Annotated in this window: 21 protein-coding genes and 1 riboswitch; of the genes, 17 read left to right on the top strand and 4 right to left on the bottom strand. The window is 53.5% G+C overall.

The window, feature by feature from the left end; genetic code table 11:
* Positions 1–2 precede the first annotated feature (2 nt).
* From rbsB to QTL79_RS13465, 9 genes are all read left to right on the top strand, one after another.
* Complete coding sequence (gene rbsB / locus QTL79_RS13505) at positions 3–938, top strand: ribose ABC transporter substrate-binding protein RbsB (RefSeq protein WP_346355497.1); 936 nt, start codon at positions 3–5, stop codon at positions 936–938.
* A gap of 133 nt (positions 939–1,071) precedes the next feature.
* Positions 1,072–1,512 carry a MarR family winged helix-turn-helix transcriptional regulator gene (locus tag QTL79_RS13500; protein WP_346355496.1) on the top strand — a complete coding sequence of 147 codons (441 nt, stop codon included), beginning with the start codon at positions 1,072–1,074 and terminating at the stop codon, positions 1,510–1,512.
* Positions 1,509–2,729: an MFS transporter gene (locus QTL79_RS13495; RefSeq protein ID WP_346355495.1), complete on the top strand. Its 1,221-nt coding sequence runs from the start codon at positions 1,509–1,511 to the stop codon at positions 2,727–2,729. The genes QTL79_RS13500 and QTL79_RS13495 overlap by 4 nt, the downstream gene beginning before the upstream one ends.
* A 41-nt stretch (positions 2,730–2,770) precedes the next feature.
* Entirely contained in the window at positions 2,771–3,436 is a 666-nt protein-coding gene (gene ung, locus QTL79_RS13490) for a uracil-DNA glycosylase (protein WP_346355509.1), read from the top strand.
* 297 nt (positions 3,437–3,733) lie between these two features.
* On the top strand, positions 3,734–5,158 hold the full coding sequence (locus QTL79_RS13485) for a PTS mannitol transporter subunit IIBC (RefSeq protein WP_346355494.1): 1,425 nt from the start codon (positions 3,734–3,736) through the stop codon (positions 5,156–5,158).
* A 220-nt stretch (positions 5,159–5,378) separates the two neighbouring features.
* Positions 5,379–7,505 (top strand): BglG family transcription antiterminator, encoded by a 2,127-nt coding sequence (locus QTL79_RS13480; RefSeq protein ID WP_346355493.1) that lies wholly within the window; start codon positions 5,379–5,381, stop codon positions 7,503–7,505.
* Between the two features lies 1 nt (position 7,506).
* Positions 7,507–9,357 (top strand): PTS mannitol transporter subunit IICBA, encoded by a 1,851-nt coding sequence (locus QTL79_RS13475; protein ID WP_346355492.1) that lies wholly within the window; start codon positions 7,507–7,509, stop codon positions 9,355–9,357.
* Between the two features lie 11 nt (positions 9,358–9,368).
* Positions 9,369–10,334: a 1-phosphofructokinase gene (pfkB, locus tag QTL79_RS13470; protein ID WP_346355491.1), complete on the top strand. Its 966-nt coding sequence runs from the start codon at positions 9,369–9,371 to the stop codon at positions 10,332–10,334.
* Positions 10,331–11,590, top strand: coding sequence for a zinc-binding dehydrogenase (locus QTL79_RS13465; RefSeq protein ID WP_346355490.1), 1,260 nt, complete (start codon positions 10,331–10,333; stop codon positions 11,588–11,590). Before pfkB ends, QTL79_RS13465 begins: the two co-directional genes overlap by 4 nt.
* Positions 11,591–11,637: 47 nt before the next feature.
* On the opposite strand, the gene QTL79_RS13460 is transcribed toward QTL79_RS13465, so the two are convergent.
* The gene (locus QTL79_RS13460) at positions 11,638–12,771 is read right to left on the bottom strand and encodes an HD-GYP domain-containing protein (protein WP_346355489.1); all 1,134 of its coding nucleotides are present in this window, start codon (positions 12,769–12,771) and stop codon (positions 11,638–11,640) included.
* Positions 12,772–13,089: 318 nt separating this feature from the next.
* On the opposite strand from QTL79_RS13460, the gene QTL79_RS13455 reads away from it, so the two are divergent.
* From QTL79_RS13455 to eutJ, 5 genes are all read left to right on the top strand, one after another.
* On the top strand, positions 13,090–13,725 hold the full coding sequence (locus QTL79_RS13455; protein WP_346355488.1) for a hypothetical protein: 636 nt from the start codon (positions 13,090–13,092) through the stop codon (positions 13,723–13,725).
* 206 nt (positions 13,726–13,931) lie between these two features.
* On the top strand, positions 13,932–14,696 hold the full coding sequence (locus tag QTL79_RS13450; RefSeq protein ID WP_346355487.1) for an ABC transporter ATP-binding protein: 765 nt from the start codon (positions 13,932–13,934) through the stop codon (positions 14,694–14,696).
* Entirely contained in the window at positions 14,689–17,133 is a 2,445-nt protein-coding gene (locus QTL79_RS13445; protein ID WP_346355486.1) for an ABC transporter permease, read from the top strand. Before QTL79_RS13450 ends, QTL79_RS13445 begins: the two co-directional genes overlap by 8 nt.
* A 34-nt stretch (positions 17,134–17,167) precedes the next feature.
* Positions 17,168–18,058, top strand: coding sequence for an HlyD family secretion protein (locus tag QTL79_RS13440; RefSeq protein WP_346355485.1), 891 nt, complete (start codon positions 17,168–17,170; stop codon positions 18,056–18,058).
* A 261-nt stretch (positions 18,059–18,319) separates the two neighbouring features.
* A complete protein-coding gene (eutJ, locus tag QTL79_RS13435; RefSeq protein ID WP_346355484.1) occupies positions 18,320–19,132 on the top strand; it encodes an ethanolamine utilization protein EutJ in 813 nt (270 codons plus the stop codon).
* Between the two features lie 56 nt (positions 19,133–19,188).
* On the opposite strand, the gene QTL79_RS13430 is transcribed toward eutJ, so the two are convergent.
* From QTL79_RS13430 to QTL79_RS13420, 3 genes are all read right to left on the bottom strand, one after another.
* Positions 19,189–20,157, bottom strand: coding sequence for a magnesium transporter CorA family protein (locus tag QTL79_RS13430; RefSeq protein WP_346355483.1), 969 nt, complete (start codon positions 20,155–20,157; stop codon positions 19,189–19,191).
* 18 nt (positions 20,158–20,175) lie between these two features.
* Complete coding sequence (locus tag QTL79_RS13425) at positions 20,176–20,478, bottom strand: EutN/CcmL family microcompartment protein (protein ID WP_346355482.1); 303 nt, start codon at positions 20,476–20,478, stop codon at positions 20,176–20,178.
* An 89-nt stretch (positions 20,479–20,567) separates the two neighbouring features.
* Positions 20,568–21,737, bottom strand: coding sequence for an iron-containing alcohol dehydrogenase (locus tag QTL79_RS13420; protein WP_346355481.1), 1,170 nt, complete (start codon positions 21,735–21,737; stop codon positions 20,568–20,570).
* A gap of 248 nt (positions 21,738–21,985) precedes the next feature.
* Between QTL79_RS13420 and cobS the strand changes: the two genes are divergently transcribed.
* The 3 genes from cobS (at position 21,986) to QTL79_RS13405 (ending at position 24,832) form a co-directional block, all read left to right on the top strand.
* The gene (cobS, locus tag QTL79_RS13415; RefSeq protein ID WP_346355480.1) at positions 21,986–22,735 is read left to right on the top strand and encodes an adenosylcobinamide-GDP ribazoletransferase; all 750 of its coding nucleotides are present in this window, start codon (positions 21,986–21,988) and stop codon (positions 22,733–22,735) included.
* A 15-nt stretch (positions 22,736–22,750) separates the two neighbouring features.
* Positions 22,751–23,374 (top strand): histidine phosphatase family protein, encoded by a 624-nt coding sequence (locus QTL79_RS13410; RefSeq protein WP_346355479.1) that lies wholly within the window; start codon positions 22,751–22,753, stop codon positions 23,372–23,374.
* 90 nt (positions 23,375–23,464) lie between these two features.
* Positions 23,465–23,664, top strand: a riboswitch (cobalamin riboswitch).
* A gap of 106 nt (positions 23,665–23,770) precedes the next feature.
* The gene (locus tag QTL79_RS13405) at positions 23,771–24,832 is read left to right on the top strand and encodes a nicotinate-nucleotide--dimethylbenzimidazole phosphoribosyltransferase (protein WP_346355478.1); all 1,062 of its coding nucleotides are present in this window, start codon (positions 23,771–23,773) and stop codon (positions 24,830–24,832) included.
* Positions 24,833–24,914 lie beyond the last annotated feature (82 nt).

Below are 24,914 nucleotides of genomic sequence, written 5' to 3'. Positions count from 1 at the left end.
ACATGGTTCGATTCAGCGCTAAGAAAAACATGTGGTCTGTTTTATTGTTGGCGGTATTTGTGATGAGCATTCTCTTGACCGGTTGCGGCGGCAACAAACCGGCTGCAGACACGGCAAAAAAATCGGTCGTCGGCTTGTCGGTCTCCACGTTGAACAATCCGTTCTTCGTTGATCTGCGCGACGGTGCGAAAGCGGCGGCTGAAGCAGGCGGCATGGATTTGGTCGTGATGGATGCACAAAATGACGCATCGAAACAATTAGCCAATATTGAAAACCTGATTCAACAAAAAGTAGGCGTAATTATCGTGAATCCAGTTGATTCGAAAGCGATCGTACCGGCGATCGAAGCGGCCAATAAGGCCGGAATTCCGGTTATCACCGTTGACCGCGGCGCAGCGGGCGGCAAAGTCGTCTGTTCGATCGCATCGGACAATGTCGCTGGCGGTAAACTGGCCGGTCAATACATTGTCGATAAGTTAGGCGGCAAAGGCAAACTGGTCGAACTGGAAGGCATTCCGGGAACTTCCGCCGCCAATGATCGAGGCAAAGGCTTCAATGAAGCGGCTAAAGCCGCTGCCGGACTGACCGTCGTCGCCAAACAACCGGCTGACTTTGACCGGGCCAAAGGCATGAAGGTCATGGAAAACATTCTTCAGGCCAATCCGGAAATCAATGCCGTATTTGCGCACAATGACGAAATGGCGCTCGGCGCGCTGGAAGCCATCAAAGCAGCGAAACGCAATAACGTGATCGTCGTCGGCTTTGATGCGACCGAAGATGCGGTGAAGGCCGTCAACGCCGGAACGCTTGGCGCGACTGTCGCACAAAAACCGAAAGACATGGGCAAGATCGCGATTGAAACCGCGAAAAAAGTAATGGCGAAAGAAACCGTACCGGAAAGCATTCCGGTAGCGTTGGAACTGATCGTTAAGAAATAGGTTGGTTAAAAAAGAAGGGCTGTCTCGAAGTAGCGATGCTATTTGAGGCAGCCCTTCTTTTAGGTTGACGGAGAAGAAAAAGCGGACTATAATATAAAAATAATTAACTAGTTAACTATTGAAGGAGACCAGGATGAATACAGCGGAAACCGTCATGCATTATTTGTATCAGACGACGCGCAGCATAACGAAGGGGATCAACCCGCGCCTTGAACCGAGCGGTCTTTACAGTTCGGAGTGGGCGGTGATCGTTGCCTTGAAAGAACGGGCGAAAATGACGCAGGCCGAATTGGCCTTGTATATGAACATTGAACCGCCGGCCATTTCAAAGAGTCTCGGTCAATTGGAGAAGAAGGGCTGGATATCGCGTTTGCCCGGCGAACGCGACCGACGGGAAAAATATGTGGCGCTAACCGAGGCGGCGCTCGCCGAATATCCGAAATGGGAAAGCGTTGTCGGACAGCATCGCCAGGAAGTGCTGCAGCGACTGTCGGAAGAGGAACAGCAGCAACTGGCGAAATATCTGAAGTTGTTGTTTGAAAATGCGGAGTTGTGTAAGGAGCGGAAACGATGAGAGACGTATTAGAAGAAGAACTTGAACTTGGATTTGAGCAGGAACAGGAGCCACTTTGGACGCGTGCCTATAGTCTGACGGTGTTGGCGACCTTGTTTATTTTTATCCCATATTCGTTGTATTTGCCGGTCTTGCCGCTTTATGTGATGGAGAAGCTGCATGCTTCGGTGCAGATTGGCGGAGCGATGAATGCGGTCTTTTTGCTGGCCTCGGTCTTGTTTCGTACGCAAACCGGGCGCTTGGAACTGGTGTTTGGCAAGAAGCGGGTGCTGCAGATCAGTTGTTTGTGCTTTTTTATTACGCATTGGCTTTTCTTGTTGACGGATGATACGTGGCTGCTGCTCCTGATCCGATTTGTCAGCGGCGTTGCTTTTGCGATCGTGAATACGTCGATCATGGCATTGGGCAGCCAACTCGCGCCGCCGGAGCGGCGCGGCGAGGGAATTGCCTATCTGACGACGGTGTTTACCGCGGGATCGGCGGTCGGCCCGTTCAGCGGCTTGTGGATTGCGGATAACTTTGGTTTTGAATGGGTGTTCATCTTTTGCGGCTTGGCGACGTTGATCGGCGGTCTGATCGTGCAATTGCTGCCGGTTGGCAATCTGCGCCAGCATTCACGCAAGTGGCTGCTCAGCTGCAAAGTGTCCGACGTAATCGAGCGAAAAGCAGTGCCGAGTTCTTCGGTGATCATGCTGCTTTCGCTGACGTATGCGGGAGTCCTGTCGTTCGTTTCGGTGCATGCCAAGGAATTGGGCCTGGCCGACGCCGCAACCTGGTTCTTTGTTGTGATGGCATCGTCTTCGGTCGCTTCGCGTTTGGTCAGCGGCAAAATTTTTGATCGCTGGGGTGCGGATGTTGTCATGTATCCGGCCTTTGCCTTGATGACGCTGGGCTTGGCGGTGCTTGGAACAACCAGCACTTCACTGGGCATTTTATCGGCGGCCGTTTTGATCGGCGTTGCCTATGGCGTCGCGGTGCCGAGCGTACAGGCGATTGCAGTGTCAAAAAGCGCGGCCGGGCGGATTAGCATCGTAACGGCAACTTATTTTACCTGTCTCGATATCGGCTTGGGCGCTGGAGCGTATCTGCTCGGCTTATGCGTACCGTTTTTGGGTTACGGCAATGCCTATCTGGCATCCGCGCCTGTGGTGCTGTTGGTGGCTGGCCTCTACTACCTGCTGCGTTCCGGTAAGAATAAACAGTCGTCCAGCTGTTGAACGGAAAAAACGCTACGAAAAGGATTGGGATTTAATTGATGATGCAACTACTAAAAAACGATTGGCGTGACGCTTTAGCAGGGGAATTTGAACAGCCTTACTATAAAAGACTAGAGCAATTCTTAATGCAGGAATACGCCGCTACGCAAGTTTTTCCACCGCAAGATGATATATTCAATGCCCTAAACTATACGGCATTGGCTAATGTGAAAGTGTTATTGCTTGGGCAAGATCCCTATCACGATGAAAATCAGGCGCATGGCCTGTCTTTTTCGGTTCTTCCCGGCGAGAAGCTGCCGCCGTCTTTGCAGAATATTTACAAGGAACTCGCGGACGATGTCGGCTGTCCAATCGGTACGAACGGCTACCTGAAAAAATGGGCCGAGCAGGGAGTGTTGCTCTTGAACACTGTCCTGACCGTGCGGGCGCATCAGGCCCATTCGCATAAGAACAAGGGCTGGGAGAAATTCACCGATGCCGTCATCCGCAAAATTAATGAGCAGGATCGCCCGATTGTGATTCTTTTGTGGGGAAACCCGGCGCAGAAAAAAAAGGCGATGCTGACAAACCCGAAACATCTGGTGCTGACTGCGCCGCATCCAAGTCCGCTTTCGGCGTATCGCGGCTTCTTCGGCAGCAAGCCTTTCAGTCAGGCGAATGCGTTCTTAGCGGCGAACGGAGTGGAAGGTGTGGACTGGATACTCTAGTTTTCGGCAGTGGCTGCTAATAAAAGTAAATCGATTGTTTATACGGAAAGAGAAGCGTAGCGGCTTCTCTTTTTTGTCATCTTGTCTGAATTATGCGTTTTTTATTTCTGTGCCAGACTGTTTGAAAGCAGGCGGATGCCCAACCTTTAATTTTGTCCAGAATGACTGTGGACGGATTCGCGTCATCTTTGCGTTGAAGCGCAGAGAGGCAAGCCCTTATAATGAGCCTAACGTAATTCGTTATTTCTGCAGAAATACAAGTCATTACGGAAAATTAAACAGGGGAGGCACATAGTGATGTCTGATCTTTCTTCGACGCCACAGGGAAACGGCGCTGGAAATGCGCAAGAAAAGGTGCAGAAATTTGGGCGCTTCTTAAGCGGCATGGTGATGCCGAATATTGGGGCCATCATTGCATGGGGATTAATTACGGCCTTGTTTATTCCTACCGGTTGGGCTCCGAATGAGTACTTGAGCAAATTGGTCGGTCCGATGATCATTTATCTCTTGCCGCTTTTGATCGGTTATACCGGAGGTCGAAGCGTCGGCGGCAGCCGCGGCGGCGTGATCGGTGCGGTCGCTACGATGGGTGTGATTGTCGGCGTCGATATTCCGATGTTCATCGGCGCGATGATCATGGGACCGTTTGGCGGCTATGTGATTAAAAAATTCGATGACGCGATAGCCGGGAAAGTGAAACCGGGCTTTGAAATGCTGGTCAACAACTTTTCGGCGGGCATCCTGGGCGGTTTGGTGGCTTTGATCGGTTATACGGCAATCGGCCCGGTGGTGCTGTCGCTCAGCAATATGCTGAAGGTCGGCGTCGAGGGCATCGTCAATGCCGGGTTATTGCCGCTGATCTCGATCTTTATTGAACCGGGAAAGATTTTGTTTTTGAACAATGCGATGAATCATGGCGTGTTAAGTCCGATTGGCATTCAGGAAGCGAAAGAAATGGGGAAATCAATTTTCTTTCTTCTTGAACCCAATCCTGGTCCGGGACTGGGCATCTTGCTGGCCTATTGGATTTTTGCCAAGGGCATGATTAAGCAATCGGCGCCAAGTGCGATCATCATCCATTTCCTCGGCGGCATTCACGAAATTTATTTTCCCTATGTGCTGATGAATCCGATGTTGCTATTGGCCGTCATTGCAGGCGGCGCGAGCGGCGTCTTCACCTTTTCGCTGATGGGAGCAGGCTTGGTGGCGACTCCGTCGCCGGGCAGCATTTTTGCCTTGTTGGCGATGACGCCCAAAGGCGGTTATCTGGCGGTCTTGGCAGGCGTAGTCGTTTCGACTGCGGTGACCTTCCTTGTGGCGGCTCCGTTCGTGAAACGGGCAAATAGTCGCTTGGACGAGGAGGAACTTGAGGATGCCAAGGCGAAGGTCAAAGAGTTAAAAGGCGTGCCTGGTGCAGCTAGTGTGCCGGTGAATGCAGCGCCGCGTAAGAGCGTGAATAAAGTAGTCTTTGCCTGTGATGCGGGAATGGGCTCGAGTGCGATGGGTGCGACCACTTTACGCAACAAGTTCAAGAAAGCCGGACTTTCCATCGTGGTGGTCAATCATGCGATCGAAGACATTCCGGCGGATGCGGATATCGTCATCACGCATGAAACGTTAACCGAACGGGCGCGCGGTATTGCGGCCAAAGCGGAACATATTTCAATTACCAATTTCATCGACAGCCCGGAATATGACGCGCTGGTGAAACGATTGGCGTGACGGAGGACGGGACGGACGGCGTATGGCGAATGGCTAGCGGCAGGACGGCATATGGCTAAGGGCTAACGGGAAACGGTATAATGCCTGACAAGCCACAAGCCACAAGCCACAAGCCACAAGCCACAAGCCACAAGCCACAAGCCACAAGCCACAAGCCACAAGCCACAAGCCACAAGCCACAAGCCACAAGCCACAAGCCACGGACGGAAAGGAGCGGAATATGCAGGAACAAAAGATGAATCATCGTGTAAAAAGCATATTGCGCGAACTTTGCCGTCAGGATGGGTATGTGACGCTGAGCGCGATTGCTGCGACGCTCGGAGTGAGTGCAAAGACGGTGCTGCGTGACTTGAGTGCGGTTGAAGAATGGCTGACGGAGCGAGGCTGGCAATTGCAAAAAAAGACGGGCACAGGCGTGGCGCTCGCAGGCGATGCCATGCTGCGGCGCGAGGTGCTGCAGGCGATGGAGGGGCAGCAGTCGGTTGAAGTGTATTCGCCGCAGGAACGGCAAAAACGCATTATCAGTGAACTGCTGCAGCGCCGCGAACCCGTCAAATTATATACGCTGGCGCTCGATTTAAAAGTTACCGAAGGTACGGTCAGCCATGATTTGGATAAGGCCGAGCAGTGGCTGAAGGGGCAGGGCGTCTTACTGGTGCGTAAGCCGGGTTTTGGCGTCTATGTTGAAGGCGCAGAAGAAAAACTGCGTCGGGCTATGGTCAACTTTCTTTATGAAACGGTAGGTGCGGATCAATTATTGGAAGTGATCCGCAGTAATCTTGGCAAGACGGAGCGACTGCCGAGCGGCTGGGCGCAAAGTCGTCTCTTGAATTTGATTGATCAGGATGTGATCGGACAACTGGAAGAGACGATCCGAGAGACGGAAGATGCAATGGGCGGACGTTTGGCGGATACTGCCTATGTAGGCTTGACCGTGCATTTGGCGTTGGCTGTGCAGCGCATCCGGCAGCAGGAAAAAATAAGCATGGCGGCTGAGTTGTTGGCTGAGTTGAAACGGTACCGGGAATACGACATTGCCCGCCGTTTGGCCGATGCGATCGCGGCGCGTTTTGCGATTGCAATCCCGGAGGATGAAATCGGTTATATCACGATGCATTTGAAGGGCCTGAAGAATCGCGACGGCGGAGCCGGTATTGCGCAACAGTCGATTGGCAATTTTGAACTGGTCAAGGTTGCGAAAGAAATCATCCGCGCCGCGGAAGGCGTCAGCGGGCAATTTCTGGCGCAGAATGAAAAATTACTGGTTGGTTTGGTCAATCATCTTGGTCCTGCGGTGAGCCGTCTGCGCATGAATCTGGAGATACGCAACCCGCTGTTGGCGGAGATCAAGGCCTTTTATCCGGAATTGATCGAAGTCAGCCGCCAATGCGTCGAACCGGTTGAACGTCAGTGGAACGTTGTGATGCCGGAAGCCGAGATTGCTTATATCGCGATGCATCTTGGCGCGGCGCTCGAAGACAGTCGGCGCCGCAGCCGTATCGTATACCGGGTCGCGATTGCCTGTCCGACAGGAATGGGCACATCCCGTCTGCTTGCCAGCAAGATTGAAAAAGAGTATGACAACATCATCATTGTCGATGTTATTTCCAGCCTGCGTCTGGAAGAAGGCTGGCTAAAAGAAAAAAAGATCGACTTTATTTTAGCGACGATTCCGATCAGCGATTGCAGTATGCCGGTTGTCGTCGTGAATCCGCTCTTGTTTGCAGCGGATAAAAAACGCATCGCCGATTTATTGCAGCGCTTGAACGGACAAGCGCAAACGGAAACGCGCGTGCAGGCATCGACGGTTTCCTTGCAGGAAAAACTCGGAACGCTTGGCAGTTATCAAAGCGCGATCCTCGAATTGTTGGAGCACTTCTTCTTGCTTGGCATGGAGACGGCGACGGTGGACGGCATTATCGACGCTGCTGTTCGCTTGTGCGCCAAAGGAGAAAGCGAACAAAGCCAATTAGCGCTGGATTTAAAAGAACGTGAAGCCAAAGGCGGTACGATAATTGCCGGACATGGCTTCATTCTCTTGCATTGCCGAACCAGCGCGGTGCAGGAACTCTTTTTCGGCGCGGTTGCACTAAAAGAGCCGCTTACAGGAATCCATGGACGGGCAGCGGTTTCGGAAGAAATCCGTTTGGCGGTCATTATGCTCGCACCGTTACAGTGCCATAAGAACGCAATGGAGACCATCAGCTATTTAAGCCAAATGCTGATTGAAAGGCCTGCTTTCCTTGCCGAATTGCGTCGGGGCGATCAGGCGGCGGCACGGCTGGAAATAAGCCGTTTGCTTGAAAAACTCTACAAAGGCAAGAGTAAAATGGTGCTGGAGGCGTGAGATGGCAGACGAAATGAAGCGCGAGAAGAGCGGCAAAGCCGGTGCGTGGTTGCAACGCTTGGGACGCAGTCTCAGCGGCATGGTCATGCCCAATATCGGAGCTTTCATTGCCTGGGGCTTGATTACGGCGCTTTTCATTCCCAGCGGTTGGATTCCGGATGCTCAAATTGCGCGTCTGGTGGAACCGATGCTCTTTTATTTGCTGCCGCTTTTGATCGGACAGGCTGGCGGCCGGGCGACCGGCGGGAGTCGAGGCGGCGTAGTCGGCGCAGCGGCGACGATGGGACTGGTTGTCGGAGCCGATGTGCCGATGTTTCTTGGCGCAATGCTGATCGGCCCGTTGGCGGGCTATTTGATTCGCCGCATGGATTCCTTCATGGCGGAGCGAACTGCACCGGGCTTTGAGATGCTGGTCAGCAATTTTTCCGCGGGAATTATCGGCGCTGTATTTGCGGTTGCCGCTTATAAAGGAATCGGTCCATTGGTTTATCTGTTGAATGAAGCGTTGAAGCACGGCGCCGATCAGATCATGCAATGGGGCGTGTTGCCGCTGGCTGCGATCATCATCGAACCGGGCAAGGTGCTGTTTTTGAATAATGCGCTCAACCATGGCCTTTTGGCACCGATCGGCATGCAGGAAACCGCTGCTTCCGGCAAATCGATTCTGTTTCTTCTGGAGACGAATCCGGGGCCGGGAATCGGCCTGCTTGTGGCGTATTGGGTAGCGGCGCAGGGGGCAGCGAGGCAATCGGCGCCGGGAGCGCTTTTGATTCATGCGCTTGGCGGCATTCACGAGATCTATTTTCCTTACGTGCTTATGAATCCGCTTTTGCTGTTGCCGCTCATCCTAAGTTCGGGCATTGGTATTGCCGTGTTTGGCGAACTGAATGCCGGATTGGTCGCAACGCCGTCGCCGGGCAGTCTCTTGACCGTTTTGGCGATGACGCCTAAAGGTTCGTATGCTGCGGTGCTGGCGGGCATCGGAGTATCGGCTGTGTTGAGTTTTTTGCTGGCGATGCCGCTGATTCGCCGCAGTGCGGACGAAAATACGCCGCCGTTAGATGCTGAAGAGCAGATAAAACGGGTGCTGCCCGTTGAGGAGATTATCCTTGCATGCGATGCCGGGCTTGGTTCGAGCGCGATGGCATCGTCGATACTGCGCCGCAAATTAGCGCAAGCCGGTTATGCGGTCGATGTGGCGCATTGCGCGGTCGATGAAATTCCGCCATCCGCCGGCGTTGTGATTACACACGCCGGATTGGCTGAGCGGGTGAGACAGACGGCGCCGCAGGCAAAATGCATAGCCGTTGACGATCTTATCGTGAACGACGCGTTTGAAACGCTGCTTGCCGGAGGCTATCTCGCTGCAGACAAATGCAGTCCGGAAGTTGAAAAAGAGGTGGAGGATGACATGATTTTATTAAAAAGCAACATTCACTTGGGCTTAGCCAGTGTGGACAAGGCGGCTGCGGTTCAAATGGCCGGCGAACTTCTCCATGCCAGCGGCTATGTGAAAGAGGGGTATATTGCCGGGATGCAGGCGCGCGAGGCGCAATTGAGCACGTATATCGGCAAAGGGGTGGCCATTCCGCACGGCATTGGCGCGGCGAAAGAAGAAATTCTTCGCTCGGGCATGGTGGTCTTGCAATTTCCGGACGGCGTGCCGTTTGACGACGAACTGGCTTACCTGGTGATCGGCATTGCCGGGATCGGCAATGAACATCTGAGCATCCTGGCTAATATTGCTACGGTGTTGGGTGAGGAAGAAGGCTTTGAAATAGAAACGTTGTGGCGTACGCAAGACGCGGATATGATTCACGAATTATTCACCCTAAACCGCGAGACGGAATAGGAGAAACGAAGATGATTATAACAGTGACGCTGAATCCTGCCGTCGATAAGACGGTGGAAATTGACGATTGCAGACTGGATGCGGTGAATCGCATTAAAAGCAGCCGCCTGGATGCGGGAGGTAAAGGCATTAATGTCTCCAAGACGATTGCAAGTCTGGGCGGAACGAGCCGGGCAATCGGTATTTTAGCTGGAAAAACCGGCGCTATGATTGAAGAATGCCTGACGCAAACTGGGATTGCACATGCTTTTTTGCAGGGCAGCGGCGAAACGCGGATGAATTTAAAGATTGTCGACAAGCTGAACGGACGCAATACGGATATCAATGAAACGGGTCCGCGCGTCAGTGCGGAGATGATTGCGCAGTTAAAAGAGCAGTGTGTGAACAGTCTGCGGGAAAAAGATATTTTAGTCTTATCAGGCAGCGTGCCGCCGGGCGTGGAAAAGGATGTGTACCGGGAGTGGATCCGGGCGGCGAAGGAGAATGGCGTCAGGACGGTTCTCGACGCTGACGGCGAATTGCTGCAAGCGGGATTGGAAGCGGGACCTTATCTGATAAAGCCGAACATTCATGAGTTGGAGCGGTTGGCCGGAGAGCGCCTCGAAGGCGAGGCCGCTACTGCGGAATTTGCCCGTACGCTGTGCAGCCGTTACGGCATCGAAGTGGTTGTTGTCTCACTGGGCGGCGAGGGTGCGCTGTTTGTCACGGCGCAGGAAGCGTATCTGACGCGAGGGCTTCGCGTTGCGGTACAAAGTACCGTCGGCGCGGGCGACGCGATGGTGGCGGGCCTTGCATTGGCGCTTGAGCGCGAAGCGGATTGGAACGACTTGATTTGCCTGGCGGTAGCCGCAGGTACGGCCAGCGTGATGACGGGCGGCACGGAGCCGGGCGGACGGACGTTAGTCGAAGAACTGGCGAAGCAGGTGAAATGGGAGAAACTCGAGGAACGTGAAAAGAAAAGGAGCAATGAGCGATGAAAACACGTGCAGTCAGATTGTATGGCAAAAAAGATCTGCGTCTTGATGAATTCGAACTGCCGGAGATAACGGCGGATGAAATATTGGTAGAAGTCGTTTCCGACAGCATTTGCATGTCGAGTTACAAAGCGGCCGTCCTGGCCAGTGACCATAAGCGAGTGCCGGATGATATCGCCGAATATCCGATCATTATCGGACATGAAATGGCCGGAAACATCGTGCAGGTAGGAAAGACATGGCAGGATCAGTTTAAAGTCGGAGAAAAATTTTCCATGCAGCCGGCGCTCAATTATAAGGGCAGCATGGATTCACCCGGCTATTCGTACCGTTATTGCGGCGGCGCGGCCACCTATGTCATCATGCCGAAAGAAGTCATGGAACTCGGCTGCTTGTTGCCGTATCAGGGCAAGGCCTATTATGAAGCGTCGCTGGCCGAACCGATGTCCTGCATCATCGGCGCGTTCCATGCCAGCTATCACACATCGATGGGTTCGTACGAACACAGGATGGGCATCGAACCGGGCGGCAAAATGGCGATCCTGGCCGGAGCAGGACCGATGGGGCTGGGCGCGATCGACTATGCGCTGAACTGCGAACGCAGACCGGGGCTGATTGTCGTGAGCGATGTCGATGAAAAACGCCTAAAGCGTGCGCGCAGCCTGTTCAGTGAAGCTTCGGCCGCAGAAAAAGGCATACGATTGGAATTCGTTAATACCAAAGGCATCGAGGATGTACCGGCATATTTGAAAAAAATCGCCGGCGGCGACGGATTTGACGATGTCTTTGTCTTTGCGCCGGTACGTCCGGTCGTGGAGCAGGGCGATCAGATTTTGGGCAAAGACGGTTGCCTGAACTTTTTCGCCGGACCGACGGATACGAAATTTTCCGCAGCCTGCAATTTTTACAATGTCCATTATGCCGCGACGCATATCGTAGGCACGACCGGCGGCAATACCGCCGATATGATCGAGTCGCTGCGTCTTACTGAACAGGGAAGGATCAATCCGGCGGTCATGGTGACGCATGTCGGAGGACTCGACAGCGCCGGCGAGGCGACGCTTACGCTGCCGGACGCACCGGCCGGGAAGAAGCTGGTCTATACCGGGATTAACATGCCGATGACCGCCATCGAGGATTTCACCGAACTTGCGAAAGAGAATCCGAAATTTACCGCGTTGGCTGAAATTACGGAGCGCAATAACGGTCTATGGAATCTGGAAGCCGAAGAATACCTGCTACGACATTGGAAAGCATAAGAAAAAACGCGTTCGGCGATTGGCCGGACGCGTTTTTTCTTATGCTTTTAGAGGGAAAGTCTCACGACTTTCAGACTATCGCGGTGGTTCAGATCGATCAGTTCGCCGTCGCTGGCTTTGACGACCGGCGATTCGAAGGCGTGATGCGTATAAATGACTTCCGCAGTCCGTCCGTCGCTGAGTTCGACATTGGCGGTGAAGACGAAGTCTTCCAGATAACGGTCGAAGATGTCGACGATTTCGGTCGAGATCTTCGTTGCGGCGCTTTTTAAGAGGCGCGGCCGGATGTCGAAGAGATTCGGCAGGCCTGCCTGTTCATGAAAGAGCACGTCGAAGCGGTTGGCCAGCGCCACAACCTGTGCATAAGGATGCATCTTGCCAGGCGGCAGGCATAAAGGGAAACCGCTGCCGTCAATTGTTTCGTGATGCTGGAGTAAAACGAACATCGCTTCGCGCGGAAAAGGATACTGCTTTAACAGGTCATAGCCGATTTGCACGTGGGAACGGTAAAGTTCATTGTCATGCTCGGTCCGACTGGCTGCGGTCTCGGAATATTGAGGCGGCAACAGCATCTTTCCGATATCATGGATCAGCGCGCCGATCGCAATGTTTTGGATCTGTTCGGAAGGATAACGCAACAGGCGCGCAAGTTTTGTCGCAATCACCGCAACGGCCAGACTATGACGGGCGAGAAGCTCGACTGGACCGCCTTCTTCCTCTTGGCGTAGCGCATAACCGATAGCGCCTGGAGTCGAGAGGACATAGCGGCAGATGATGTTGGCCAACGAATCGAGTTTGGCCGGATCGGTATACAGTTTTCGGTTGCGCAGGATTTCGAGAAAACGATGGCTAATCGTTTCATACTGCTCCAATGACTTTTCATTAATGATCGAAGGAATCGGCGTCTGCGGCGGAATGTCGATCGAGACGGAAGCTTCTTCATCAGCGCTTTGGCTGTGTTGACGCGTTATTTCGTCAAACTGTAGAGCCATTGCGAGGTCTTCGTCGGTATCTTTATCTTCCTTAATGCGTACCTCTTGAATGTTCCAACTGAGTAAAGAGGCGATGGCTTTGGCGGTTAAGGTGCTACCTGCCGTCAACAAGATGGCGCCGTCTTCATTGAGGATGTGCTGGGCAATCACGATTCCGGGTTCGAGTTCGGTGGTGCTCATTTGACGCATAATAATCCTCCTACATCGTTGCATTGGGTAAATCCCTATAAGAAAAGTTTCCTTATTATAAGACGAAGAAATAAGATTCTGTTGTGTGAGCATGCTTACGGCATTCTATAGTTCTTATCATAAGTAAAAAAGCGTTTATTTGCCAGAAATAAAAACTAAAAAAAGTAACATAAACGCTAATATAATCTGAAAGTTGTCAACATTTTAGCAAAATGAGGCGAATACTGCCAAAAATAAATTGTAAAAAAAAGGGAAAATGACACTTGCGGCGAAAGAAGTCGTATACTGAAAGAGAAAAACGGATAAAGGAGACGGAAAATGCCGGCTTATTTTACGGTAGAGTTTTCTTTTTGCAAAAGCGTCTTATACTCCGATTTTGTACAGGATATTTATCAGGTTTTTTTTGCACAGGGCATGGTTTTTAAAGAAGGGTTTTGGCATGGCAAGGATATGAAGCTGCAAGAAATTATCCGCTGGAATCAAAATAAATTGGAAGCTGGTTTTAGTTTTGGCTTGGAAGAAGACGTAAAGCTTGATTACCGCCAAATTACGCTGACACATCCTGATTATTCAGAGCTTCGTCTCTTGTGGTCAGGTGCGGCGAATGAAATTTGTCTTAGTTTGTTGATACCAGAGGAGGATATTATTGTTGGCGCTGAGGACTATGCATTTATTCCGGAGAAAATTATGTATGTTATGCAAGTGGCGCAGGCGGTATGGCTGACAGGAAAGGCGGCGTTGGTACAAAGTTGTCTGGAATTGGAAGGCGTCATCAGCTTGTACCAAGCGACAGAGGGCGTGTGTCCCTGTATTGATCCGTTTGCGATTGTAGCGGAGCCGCTGATTTTGTCGGGGAGCGAACTCGACGGTATACGGATCGAAAGCCTGGCGAATGGCGGGGGGTTATTGCAGGATGAAAGCCTGCTAGGCTGCAAAGTGCAGGCGGCAGGGTAATATGCTAAATGACCGGATCGATTATATCGATCCGGTTTTCTTTATAATTATGAAGTAAAAGTAAGAATTGCGTAAGGAAAACAAGTAGGCATTCTATTGACGCGGTGGACGAAGCGGACATAAAATGGGTATGTTTGGAGAAAGTTGCATCGGCTAAGCCTGCGAGAGTGCGTTACAAAAGCAGGCTTACACAAGGGAGAAAATTCATGAGAAAAGTAAATTGGTTATCCTGGCTGGGAGCACCGAGCCTGCCGCAACCACGTTCTGGCGGTTCTGCGGTCGTAATTGCCGACGTCAGGAAGACATATGTGACTGGGGCGGGAGAATTTGAAGCGTTGCGAGGGATTGACCTCGAGATCCAAAACGGTGAGTTTGTTGCGGTAGTTGGCAAGTCCGGCAGCGGCAAATCCACGCTGATCAATATGATCACCGGCATCGACCGGCCATCGGGCGGCGAGGTATGGGTGGCGGGCACGCCGGTGCATCAACTGACGGAAAATCAGATTGCGGTCTGGCGGGGACGGACTGTCGGCGTCGTGTTTCAGTTCTTTCAATTGCTGCCGACGCTCACGGTATTGGAAAATGTCATGCTGCCGATGGATTTTTGCGATATGTTCAAGGCGAGCGAACGGCCGCAGCGGGCCAAGGAATTGTTGGATATGGTCGGGGTTGCGAATCAGGCGGACAAACTGCCGGCGAATCTTTCCGGCGGCCAGCAGCAGAGGGTTGCGATCGCCCGGTCGCTGGCCAACGATCCGCCCTTGTTGGTGGCGGATGAACCGACTGGCAATCTGGATCATCGGACGGCTGACTCGGTCATTGAACTGTTTGGCGAATTGACGCGGGCGGGCAAGACGATTTTGATGGTGACGCATGACGCGGAACTGGCCCGGCGCGGCAGCCGTATCGTGACTGTTGATGAGGGGCAGGTTGTGCTGCCGTTTGCAGACGGGATGAATCATTATGAGTAGGCGGGGTTGGCTTACGCCGCGCTGGATGAAAGTTTGGGCCGATCTGTGGGGCAACCCGCTGCGAACGGCTCTTGTTGTGATGTCGATTGCCGTAGGCGTGTTTGCGGTTGGCATGGTGTATAGCGCCTATCTGATGTTCAGCCGCGACCTGGCCGGCAGTTGGGCGACTGCCGCTCCGGCCAGTGCGACGCTGTACGCCGATCCGTTCGACGAAGAATTGGTCCAGAGCGTGCGCAGCCTGCGCGGTGTAAAAGAAGCCACCGGCCGCCGCAACGTCGATGTCCGGGTTAAGACGCAGGACGGACAGATGCGGCAAATGCTGCTGATTGCGCTGCCGGACTATGTGAAGCAGAAAGTCAACATCATCAAGCCGCAATCCGGCGCGTGGCCGCCGGGGGATGGCGATGTTCTGCTGGAGCGATCTTCGCTTGCCGGCATGGGAATCAAACAGGGCGATCGTGTCCAGGTCGAGACCTCGACCGGGCGGAAGCGTTCGATGAAAGTGAGTGGCGTCGTGTATGATCCGGCGCAGATTCCCAGTATGTTTAGCGGCCGCTCCTACGGCTATATCAGTATGGAGACGTTGGCCAAGTTGGATGAGGAACGAAGACTCGATGAAGTTAATCTTGTCGTGCAGCCGGAACTGATTAAAGGCCAGGATGGCGAAACTGCCATACAGACGATCCAGGGCGTCGGCCGCCGGGCTTGGACAAAGCTGGAACAGGGCGATACCACGGTGTACTGGCTGCAGGTCGGCAAGCCGGGCGAACATCCGCTGCAGGGGCCGATTGATGCGCTCGTCATGCTGCTTGCGGTGCTCGGAGGCTTATCATTGCTGTTGGGAACGCTACTGCTCGTGAATACGGTTTCGGCAATCTTGGCCCAGCAGATCCGGCAGGTGGGGATCATGAAATCGATCGGCGCGCAGCGCGGGCAGATTCTGCGCCTGTATCTGTCGATGGTGGCCGCCTATGGCTGTCTGGCGCTGTTGGTATCGGCGCCGCTTGGCGCGGTTGCTGCGAATGCGATTACCAGCTTTATGGCGCAGGCGTTCAATTTCAATTCCGGCGGCTTGGAACTGCCGCCGCGCGTTCTGGTGCTGGAAGCCTGCGTGGCTTTGCTGGTACCACTGTTGGCAGCACTGTGGCCGATCTGGCAGGGGACTGGGGTCACGGTGCGCGAAGCGATCAGCGATTACGGCATTGGCGCTGTCGCCGCCAAGGGGCGGGTCGATCGCTGGGTGGATCGGGGACTGCGGAGACTTCATCACCTGCCGCGCCCAGTGGTGCTGTCGTTGCGCAATACGTTCCGACGCAAGGGGCGGCTGGCGCTGACTCTGATCACGCTGGTCGTGGCCGGAACCGTGTTCATGGCGGTCTTTTCGGTGCGGTCATCGCTGTATGCGACGCTCGACCAGGCTTTGGAATATTTTCAATATGATATATCAATCAATTTTACGCAGAATTATCGTGGCAGCCGCATCAGCCAGGAGGTCATGCGTGTGCCGGGCGTCGAGGCGGCCGAAGCATGGGGGTTCAGTTCGGGCCGGATACTAAAGGGAGAAGGAAAGGCAGCGGAAACGGAAGCCAGCAAGAGTACGTTCCTGTTGGCGCCGCCGGTGAATACGACAATGATTCAACCCAGGGTCATCGAGGGACGCTGGCTGGTTGAAGAAGATGAGAATGCCTTTGTCGTCAATACCGAGGTGGTCAAGGACAACCCACAGATTAAGGTGGGAGGGGAGACCGTAATCAAGGTTGGCGACCGGAAATTGCACGGCACGGTTGTGGGAATTGCGCAAAGCCAGCTGACTGGTCCGATCTGCTATTCGCCCAATGAATGGATGACGAATGCGATCCAAGCTGCCGGAAAGGCGCGCTCAGTCCAGGTCGTGACGCTATCGAAGGAGCCGCAGGCTCAAGTCGCGTTGGGACAGGCGCTGGAAGCGCATTTGAAGAAAAACAACTTGCGGGTGCAGAGCGTGGAAGTGACCTGGCAGCAGAAAGAGCGGCTGCGTTCGCAGTTTGACATCATTACCACGTTTCTGTTGGTTATGGCGGTGCTGCTCGCGATTGTCGGCGCGCTTGGATTGATGGGAACGATGAGTATCAATGTACTGGAGCGGACGAGGGAGATCGGCGTGATGCGGGCGATCGGCGCGTCGAGTCTTGGTATCGGCAAGGTGTTTATCGTAGAAGCGTTGGTGATGGGGCTGCTTAGCTGGCTGATCGCGCTGTTGCTGGCACTGCCGGTATCGGCGGCCCTCAGTTATCAGGTCGGGATGCTGTTCATGCGCGCGCCGCTGCAGTTTTCTTTTAGCCTTAGCGGTCTGGCGATTTGGCTGCTGCTGTCGGTCGTGCTGTCGGTGTTGGCCAGTTTGTTGCCGGCTTGGAATGCGACGCGGCTCAGCGTCAGGGATGTGCTTAGTTATGAATAAAAGCCTGTTCCGGGGCTTGATGGGGTGATGGATAATGATGACTACATGGTTTGAAAAATGCAAACGTAGATGGTTCATATGCCTGCTTGTACTGGCGGCGCTCGGCGGCTGGTGGTATTGGCAGGGGCGGCCGGCGGAAACGAAGCTGGTTCCGCCGGTTAAGGATGACGGGCGGGTACTGGCGGAAGGCATCGTTTTTCCTGTGCGTTATGCGCAAATGGTGATGCCCGTGGAAGGAACAGTGGGCGAAATATTGGTGCGAGAAGGCGATCTGGTACAGGTCGGCCAGCCGATCATCCGGTTGGTACGCGAGGATGCACAGGCCAGGGTCGGCAGCGCCAGTTCTAATGTCGCTAAATCGGCCGCGGCAGTCGAGCAGGCTCGGGTCAATTTGATCGATGCCAAGCGCGAATTGGCGCGCCAGGAAGCCTTGAGCAGCGCCGGCGCTGCAGCCAAGCAGCAACTCGATCAGGCTCGGACACTGACGGAGCGCTGTCAGGCGCTGCTCGATCAGGCGACGGCCGATGTCGCGGTGCAGCAGTCGACGCTGACTGAGTCGGCCGGACTGCTCGATAAGACGGAACTGAAGGCGCCGATGGCTGGCCGGGTTGCCTATTTGGATGTCAAGGTCGGCGAACATGCCGCGTTCGGCGCCGTGTTGGTACGGATCGCCGATGAATCAGCCTGGGAAGTTCGCAGCGACGATCTTACTGAACTTTCGATTGCCAGAGTTAAGGAAGGCGATAAGGCGATGCTGACGTTTGACGGTATACCTGGACTCGAAATTCCGGCGAAGGTTCGATTTATCCGGCCATACGGCGAGAAAAAACGCGGCGACATCACCTACACTGTGAGCATCAATCCGGAGAGTTGGGACCAGCGGCTACGTTGGAACATGACCGCGCAAATCGCAATTCTGCCCTAGGGAACCACTGATTAATTCGTGCAAGGCGCTGAAATGGATCTTTTTGCGCCTTGCTGCGTCGGTCTGAATTTGAAATAGCGTTGCTATTCCTGCGTTCAGCCCTTCTTGCCAAACACAAAAATATCTCATTCCAGCGGTGCCTTCATTTAATCAGTGCTTCCCTAGATGGCAATATAGTGAAACAGATCAACGGAATAATGCCAAGGAATCCGGAGCCGAAGCGGGGAATCAGGCAGTAAGGTGGATAGGAGGGTATTGTAGATGGAATATGAAAAAATCCACAAACTGCATGAATTAATTGCATCCGGTACGATGGCCGAGTCACAAGGACCATACCGGGTCGGCGTTGATTTGGGAACGGCGGATGTCGTATTGGTTGTTATCGACGGCGAGGGAAATCCGGTTGCTGGCAGCATGCGCTGGGCTTCAGTGGTAAAAGATGGTCTGGTCATGGATTTTCGCGGTGCGATGATGATCGTCGAAGAATTGAAGGCGGAAGTGGAAGCGATCATGGGTATTAAGCTGGAAAAAGGCGCTACCGCAATACCGCCGGGTACGATGGGGCGGAATGCGCAAGCCTGCAACCATGTGATTGCCGGTGCGGGCATCGAACCGGTCGGACAGGTCGATGAACCGGTGGCGGCAGCCAAAGCGCTCGGCATCGAACATGGCATCGTTGTCGATATCGGCGGCGGAACGACCGGCATTGCCGTGCTGAAAAACGGCGAACTGATGTTTACCGCCGATGAGCCGACCGGCGGTACGCATCTGTCGCTGGTATTGTCGGGTTCTTATAAGATCAGCTTTGAAGAAGCCGAATTGATGAAGCGCGACACGCGCCGCCATAAGGAAATCATGCCGACCGTGCTGCCGGTGATTGAAAAAATGGCAACGTTGGTGAACGATATGCTGGAAGGGCATCAAGAGTATCAGCAGTATCCGGTGTATGTCGTTGGCGGAACCGCTTACCTGGAAGGCTTCGAGGCCGAATTCGGCAAGGCCTTCGGTCGTCCGGTTCATGTGCCGCCGCATCCGCTCTTGGTAACGCCGCTTGGGATTGCGATGTTCGGCTAAGCGTAAAAAGAGTGTCTCAACGCAGAAAACTCTGTGTTGAGACACTCTTTTTATTCTTAAAGCATTTTCTTGCGCCACAGTACATAAGCGGCGCAAGCGCTGGCGCAAAGTGAGATCAGCGTGACATACCAGAAGCCATTCGCAGTTCCCTGCCAGGGAACGACCATCGACATGCTCCAGAAGCTGGAGAAGACGGTTGGAATCGAGAGGATGATCGTGATCGAAGCAAGGAACTTCATGATGTGATTGAGGTTGTTGGCGATCACCGAAGAAAAAGCATTCATCATGCTGCTGAGAATGGTGCTGTAGGTTTCTACCATGACCAATGCGCGTTTGTTTTCGAGGATCACGCTTTCCAGTAAGTCTTCATCTTCGCGCCGCAGACTGAGGAAGTGGTGCAGTTTCGGATCGGCGCTCAAGCGAAAAATCGTTTCTACGACGATGATGTTGCCGCGCAAGGCGGCGGTAAAATAGGTAAGGCCTTTTTCTAAATTCAAGAGAAGATAGACTTCTTTATTGGTGGCTGCTTTGCGCAGCACGACTTCGATTGCGTCGGTGCGCTGCCGGATTTGCTGAATGTGACGCAAAAATTCCGCACCGCTTTGGTATAAAAGCTGAAAGAGGAAGCGGCAGGGTGCGTTCGAATCAAAGCGTCCTTCTTCATTCAGCAGAATCGAAGCTAAAAACGCTGAATCGGACTGACTGATCGTAACGCTGAAGTCCGGCGTGAGAATAAAATTGAGTGGTACTGTATTATACGTGCCGTTATCATTGCTGACCGGAATGTGTATCATAATGACCAAACAGTTTTTTTGTTTTACGATGCGCGGGCTGCCGTCATTTTCGAAAGAAAAATCGAGCAGACGGACTGGTATGGCAAGTAGTTTAGCTGCTTGCGCCAATTCCTCCGGCGTTGGCTGCGTCAACTGCAGCCAAGCGCCGTTCAAAGGTTGATCCGGCGCTGCAGTGACAAAGTCGCCTGAGATGTTTTTATGAATCGTCAGCATAGCAGTACGCAGCCGCAACGAACAGCGGCCATCCTCCTATCCTTTTTGCACCCAGTATTGTGCCTTGGAGATTCCCTGCAGATCAATGTCTTCGACGATGCCGACAATCGCCGCATCGACGGCGCTGTCCGGCTTGCCGGTCAGACGTTGTGCTGTGCTGCCGGAGACAACTAAAACCGTTTCTCCGTTGCCCGCACCGACCGTATCCACAGCGACCTGCATGCTGATGGTGTTCATGCCGTCCAGGTTTAACGGCTGTACGATGAGCAGCTTAGAACCGACCAGAGATTCGTTTTTCGTCGGAGCGACTACGGTTCCGACAATTTTACCTAGCCACATGAAAATTCCTCCCGCAATACGGTATTAGAAATAGTGTTTGACTTTAAAAGGGCAATGTCCTATGTGGCGTTTTGTGTTAAGATAGGAATTTATTGCGCTGACCAGGCTGCTTGAAGAATCTCGGCCAATTCGACGGCGGAGCCCTGGCGCGGGTTGGTCAAGGCACAGACATCCTGAAGCGCGCTTGCGGCCAAATGTGGAATATCGGTCGGATCGAAACCTTTTACCGTCTTTATGCCGCAGGGGACATGGACGCTGTCAAGCAACGTCCGCAATGCGCCAAGCAGCACGGCGGCAATCGTTTCCGGCCTGCGGTCAGGCAGCGTCAAGCCCATCGCCATTGCGATGTCAGCATACTTTTCCGGCGCGGCCGTCAGGTTGAATGCGGTGACGAAAGCGAGCAGCATACCGTTCGCCAAGCCATGCGGCAGGTTGTATTTACCGCCTAACTGGTGGGCCAGCGCGTGAACGTAACCGAGACTGGCGTTGTTGAAGGCGATGCCGGCCAGGTATTCGGCGTAGACCATCATCTCACGCGCCTGTCGGTTATGGCCGTCCTGTACCGCGGTCGGCAAGTGACGGCTGATTAACTCAATCGCTTTTAAGGCTTTGCAATCGGTGACCGGCGTCGCATTCGTCGAAACATAAGCCTCGATCGCATGCGTCAGCGCGTCGATTCCGGTTGCGGCAGTCAGTCCCGGCGGCATATCAAGCATTAATTCAGCGTCGTTGACCGCGATGATCGGCGTCACGTGCCAATCGGTAATCGTCATTTTGCGCTGTTGGGCCGTGTCGGTGATGACGCAAAACCGTGTCAGTTCGCTGCCGGTGCCGGCGGTCGTGTTGACCGCAATCAAAGGCGCGGCTGGGTGGCTTGCCTTATTGAGGCCAACGTAATCCTGGATTTTGCCGCCGTTCGTTGCCAGAAGGCCGATCGCTTTGGCGCAGTCATGCGGCGAGCCGCCGCCGAACGAGATGAGAAAGTCGCAGCCGTTGTCGCGGTACAGCTTCAGACCATATTCTACCTGTTCGACGGTGGGGTTAGGCGAGACGTTGTCGTAAATGATGTAGAAAATGCCGGCCTGCTGCAGGATATCCGTCAACTTACAGGTCAGACCGCTGTCGACGAGAAATTTATCGCTGACAATAAAAGCTTTGCGAAATTTCATCGGCGTGACATATTTGATGATCTCAGGCAAGCAGCCTGTGCCGAGCAAACTGATCGGGGTCATAAAATATTCAAAAACGTTTGGCTTCATAAAGTGAACTCCTTCCTGTCCGCATGTGCGTATATACTTTGACACTAGCATTATCGAAGATATGCGGCAAGTGAATTTGGCGCGCTTGGCAATATGCTTTCACAAGAGAACAATGAATCGCTATCCGAATTGCGTATAAGAGCATATTATCGAAAGAAGGAAGTATCTTGTCAAGGGGAAGGAATAGACCGGCAGTGAGGAGAACTATCTCATAGCATAGGAATCGGGTTGTGCCGGAAGGAGGAATCGTGCTGGGAACGCTATGGACTGATTTTATAACGGGCTTTCAATTTTTTACGCGCATTCCGGTCGTCAGCCAGACGGAATGGTCGCTGGAAAGTTTTGGCCGCAGCGTCAAGATGCTGCCGTTTATCGGTGCGATCATCGGCTTGCTGCTGGGTGGCGGCGCTTATCTGCTGCAGCACTATGCGGGAGCGCCCGCGCATGTGCTGGCGGTTACATTGATTGTCGCGGAGATCATCATTACCGGAGGACTGCATTGCGACGGCTTTATGGATACGGCGGACGGCATCTTTTCCGGTCGCCCCAAGGAGCGGATGCTTGAGATTATGAAGGACAGCCGGGTGGGCGCGTTTGGCGCGATGGCCTTCGCACTGCTGATTTTAACGAAGTATTCTTTTTATCTCGATATCGATCCGGCGCTGCTGCCGTTTGCTTGTTTTGCTATGGCGATCGGCGGGAAAATGGGCCTTGTGGTGGCGGTCACTTCGTTTCCTTACGCCAGGCCCGAAGGTTTGGGCAAGATGTTTTTTCAGCATCATGACCGGCATGCGTTGCTGATTGCCGCAGTGCTGGCGGCGCTTCTCCTGGCTCCGTTCGGCGTCAGGGCGCTGGGCGGTGGAGCCGCAGCCTGCATAGCCGCTGTCATTGTCGGCCGCTATGTCAATGCGCGGCTGGACGGATTGACCGGCGATGTCTACGGTGCGGTCAATGAAGTGGCGCAACTGGCAGTACTGCTCGTGTTTTGCGTTAAGTAAGAAAGGGTGTAAGGTATGGGTGCGTCAACAAAAGTCATTCTGGTGCGGCATGGTCAGACCGATTGGAATCGGACGAAACGCTACCAGGGGCATAGCGATATTCCTTTGAATGAAACGGGACAAATGCAGGCAAAGCAGGTGGGAAAACGTTTGGCCTCGCTTCCGCTTCGGGCGGTGTACAGCAGTGATTTGACGCGCGCCGTTCAGACCGCAGCGGCGATTGCTTTGCCGCATGGTCTTACCGTCATGACGTGCGCGGCGTTTCGTGAACTGAACTTTGGCCTCTGGGAAGGTCTTACTTATGAAGAGATCATGGCCGGTTGGCCGGCCTGGCTTACGGCGATGTATGCGCGACCAAGCATAGGCTATGCGCCGCAGGGCGAAAGCTTTCCACTGGTGCAACTTCGCGCGCTGAAAGGACTCAACGCGTGCATTGCCGCGCATCCGGGCGAAACGATCGCGATCGTTTCGCATGGCGGCCCGCTGCGCACCTTGCTTTGCGCAGCGCTTGGCCTGCCGATTGATCAAGTCTGGTCGTTGAAACAGGATACGACGGCGGTGAACATCCTGGAATATAGCGAGGGTTTGCTGCAATTGGTGCTCTCGAATGACACGCAGCATCTGAAAGAGGATGCATAGGATTTTTCTTACCAGATCGTTGATTATCTTGTCGAGCGTTAGCGGCAGGCAGGAATGGCTTTGAGAAGGGCGAATTTGTTAAAGCAAAAGAGAATATGCCACCAAACAGGTGCCTCCTGTAAAAGGGAGGAGAATAGGGAAGTTCGGAAGGATGCCTTGCATCCTAAAACGACGCGGTCGCGCCACTGTAATCGGGGAGCTGCTCCTGTAATATGCCACTGGGAAACCGGGAAGGCGCAGGAACGCAATGAACTGAAAGCCAGGAGACCTGCCTGTATTGGCTGTCATCTACCCCCGCGCAAGGGGTAATGCCGGAAGGATGGGGTCGCTATATAGCCGCCTAGCCTTTTGGGCTGGGTGGTTTTTGTTTTGGAAAAAACAAAGGAGGAAGCGAAGATGGATTTTGAAACGCGGGTCAAGGAGTGGATCGATGGAGCGGCCAAGCCGGTAAACAGCTTAGGTCTGCTGGAAGAACATTTGAAGAAGATCGTCATGTCCTGGGGTGAGATCAAGCCGGAGTTGAAACCATACCACTTGGTCTTTGCCGCCGACAACGGCGTCGTGGAAGAGGGCGTTGCTCAAACGCCGCAGGAAGTCACATATTTACAGGCGCAGAACATGGTGGCAGGCAGAGCGACGATCAGCTGTTTTTGCCAAAGTAACCGGATTGATTATGGCGTTGCGGATGTGGGCATCAATTCGACGGAACCGTTTAGCGGCTTTCAGCGGAAAGTGGCGCTGGGAACGAAGAATTTTATCAAAGAAGAAGCAATGAGCCATAGCGAGTTCGATCAGGCTTGGCAGGCGAGTCAGAATCTGGTGCGCGAGCTGGTGCAAGAGCGCGGTTACAATATGCTTTCATTTGGTGAAATGGGGATCGGCAACACGACGACATCGGCTGCAGTCATGCATGGTCTGACCGGCATTCTGCCGGAGTTCGTCGTCGGTTACGGCGCAGGCGTTGAACGGACGGAACTGCTAAAACACAAACGCCAGATCGTTGCCAAAGGCGTTGCGCTGCATAAAGAAAAACTGCAAACGCCGCAGGAGGTCTTACGTTGTCTTGGCGGCTTTGATTTGGTTGCGATTTGTGCGGGCATGCTCGAGTGTGCGAAGCTACGGACGCCTTTTGTCATCGACGGCTTCATCACGGCTGTCGCGTATGCATGTGCTTCACGCATTGCGCCGGAAATCGAAAAGCATGCGATTCCGTCGCACATGTCAAAAGAACCGGGCATGGCTTACGCTCTTTTAATGGGAAACATCGTGTCCGACAGCGTCTTCATCCGCGCCAATATGGGGCTGGGCGAAGGAACGGGCGCAGTATTGATGGTATCAATCATGAAAACGATGCTATATACCATGCATCATATGGCTCGCTTTTCCGAACTGACGCCGCTTGAAATACCGGGAAACCGGACGGAAGTCGAAGTTCAAGAGAAAATTGTCGTAGTATAAGAAGATATTGCGAAATGCAGGGATTTGTCAGACGATTGGCTAATACTCCCTCAGTGCAGAGCAAAATATTCTTACATTGTTG

The organism is Azotosporobacter soli, from assembly GCF_030542965.1.
GTDB lineage: Bacteria > Bacillota > Negativicutes > SG130 > SG130 > Azotosporobacter > Azotosporobacter soli.
Note: the sequence above shows the minus strand (reverse complement) of the source record. Positions and strands in the feature narration are given on the sequence as shown.

Coding starts and splice junctions, on each gene's coding strand:
- rbsB (WP_346355497.1), top strand. CDS start 3: ATGGTTCGATTCAGCGCTAAGAAAAACATGTGGTCTGTTTTATTGTTG.
- QTL79_RS13500 (WP_346355496.1), top strand. CDS start 1,072: ATGAATACAGCGGAAACCGTCATGCATTATTTGTATCAGACGACGCGC.
- QTL79_RS13495 (WP_346355495.1), top strand. CDS start 1,509: ATGAGAGACGTATTAGAAGAAGAACTTGAACTTGGATTTGAGCAGGAA.
- ung (WP_346355509.1), top strand. CDS start 2,771: ATGCAACTACTAAAAAACGATTGGCGTGACGCTTTAGCAGGGGAATTT.
- QTL79_RS13485 (WP_346355494.1), top strand. CDS start 3,734: ATGTCTGATCTTTCTTCGACGCCACAGGGAAACGGCGCTGGAAATGCG.
- QTL79_RS13480 (WP_346355493.1), top strand. CDS start 5,379: ATGCAGGAACAAAAGATGAATCATCGTGTAAAAAGCATATTGCGCGAA.
- QTL79_RS13475 (WP_346355492.1), top strand. CDS start 7,507: ATGGCAGACGAAATGAAGCGCGAGAAGAGCGGCAAAGCCGGTGCGTGG.
- pfkB (WP_346355491.1), top strand. CDS start 9,369: ATGATTATAACAGTGACGCTGAATCCTGCCGTCGATAAGACGGTGGAA.
- QTL79_RS13465 (WP_346355490.1), top strand. CDS start 10,331: ATGAAAACACGTGCAGTCAGATTGTATGGCAAAAAAGATCTGCGTCTT.
- QTL79_RS13460 (WP_346355489.1), bottom strand. CDS start 12,771: ATGCGTCAAATGAGCACCACCGAACTCGAACCCGGAATCGTGATTGCC.
- QTL79_RS13455 (WP_346355488.1), top strand. CDS start 13,090: ATGCCGGCTTATTTTACGGTAGAGTTTTCTTTTTGCAAAAGCGTCTTA.
- QTL79_RS13450 (WP_346355487.1), top strand. CDS start 13,932: ATGAGAAAAGTAAATTGGTTATCCTGGCTGGGAGCACCGAGCCTGCCG.
- QTL79_RS13445 (WP_346355486.1), top strand. CDS start 14,689: ATGAGTAGGCGGGGTTGGCTTACGCCGCGCTGGATGAAAGTTTGGGCC.
- QTL79_RS13440 (WP_346355485.1), top strand. CDS start 17,168: ATGATGACTACATGGTTTGAAAAATGCAAACGTAGATGGTTCATATGC.
- eutJ (WP_346355484.1), top strand. CDS start 18,320: ATGGAATATGAAAAAATCCACAAACTGCATGAATTAATTGCATCCGGT.
- QTL79_RS13425 (WP_346355482.1), bottom strand. CDS start 20,478: ATGTGGCTAGGTAAAATTGTCGGAACCGTAGTCGCTCCGACGAAAAAC.
- QTL79_RS13420 (WP_346355481.1), bottom strand. CDS start 21,737: ATGAAGCCAAACGTTTTTGAATATTTTATGACCCCGATCAGTTTGCTC.
- QTL79_RS13410 (WP_346355479.1), top strand. CDS start 22,751: ATGGGTGCGTCAACAAAAGTCATTCTGGTGCGGCATGGTCAGACCGAT.
- QTL79_RS13405 (WP_346355478.1), top strand. CDS start 23,771: ATGGATTTTGAAACGCGGGTCAAGGAGTGGATCGATGGAGCGGCCAAG.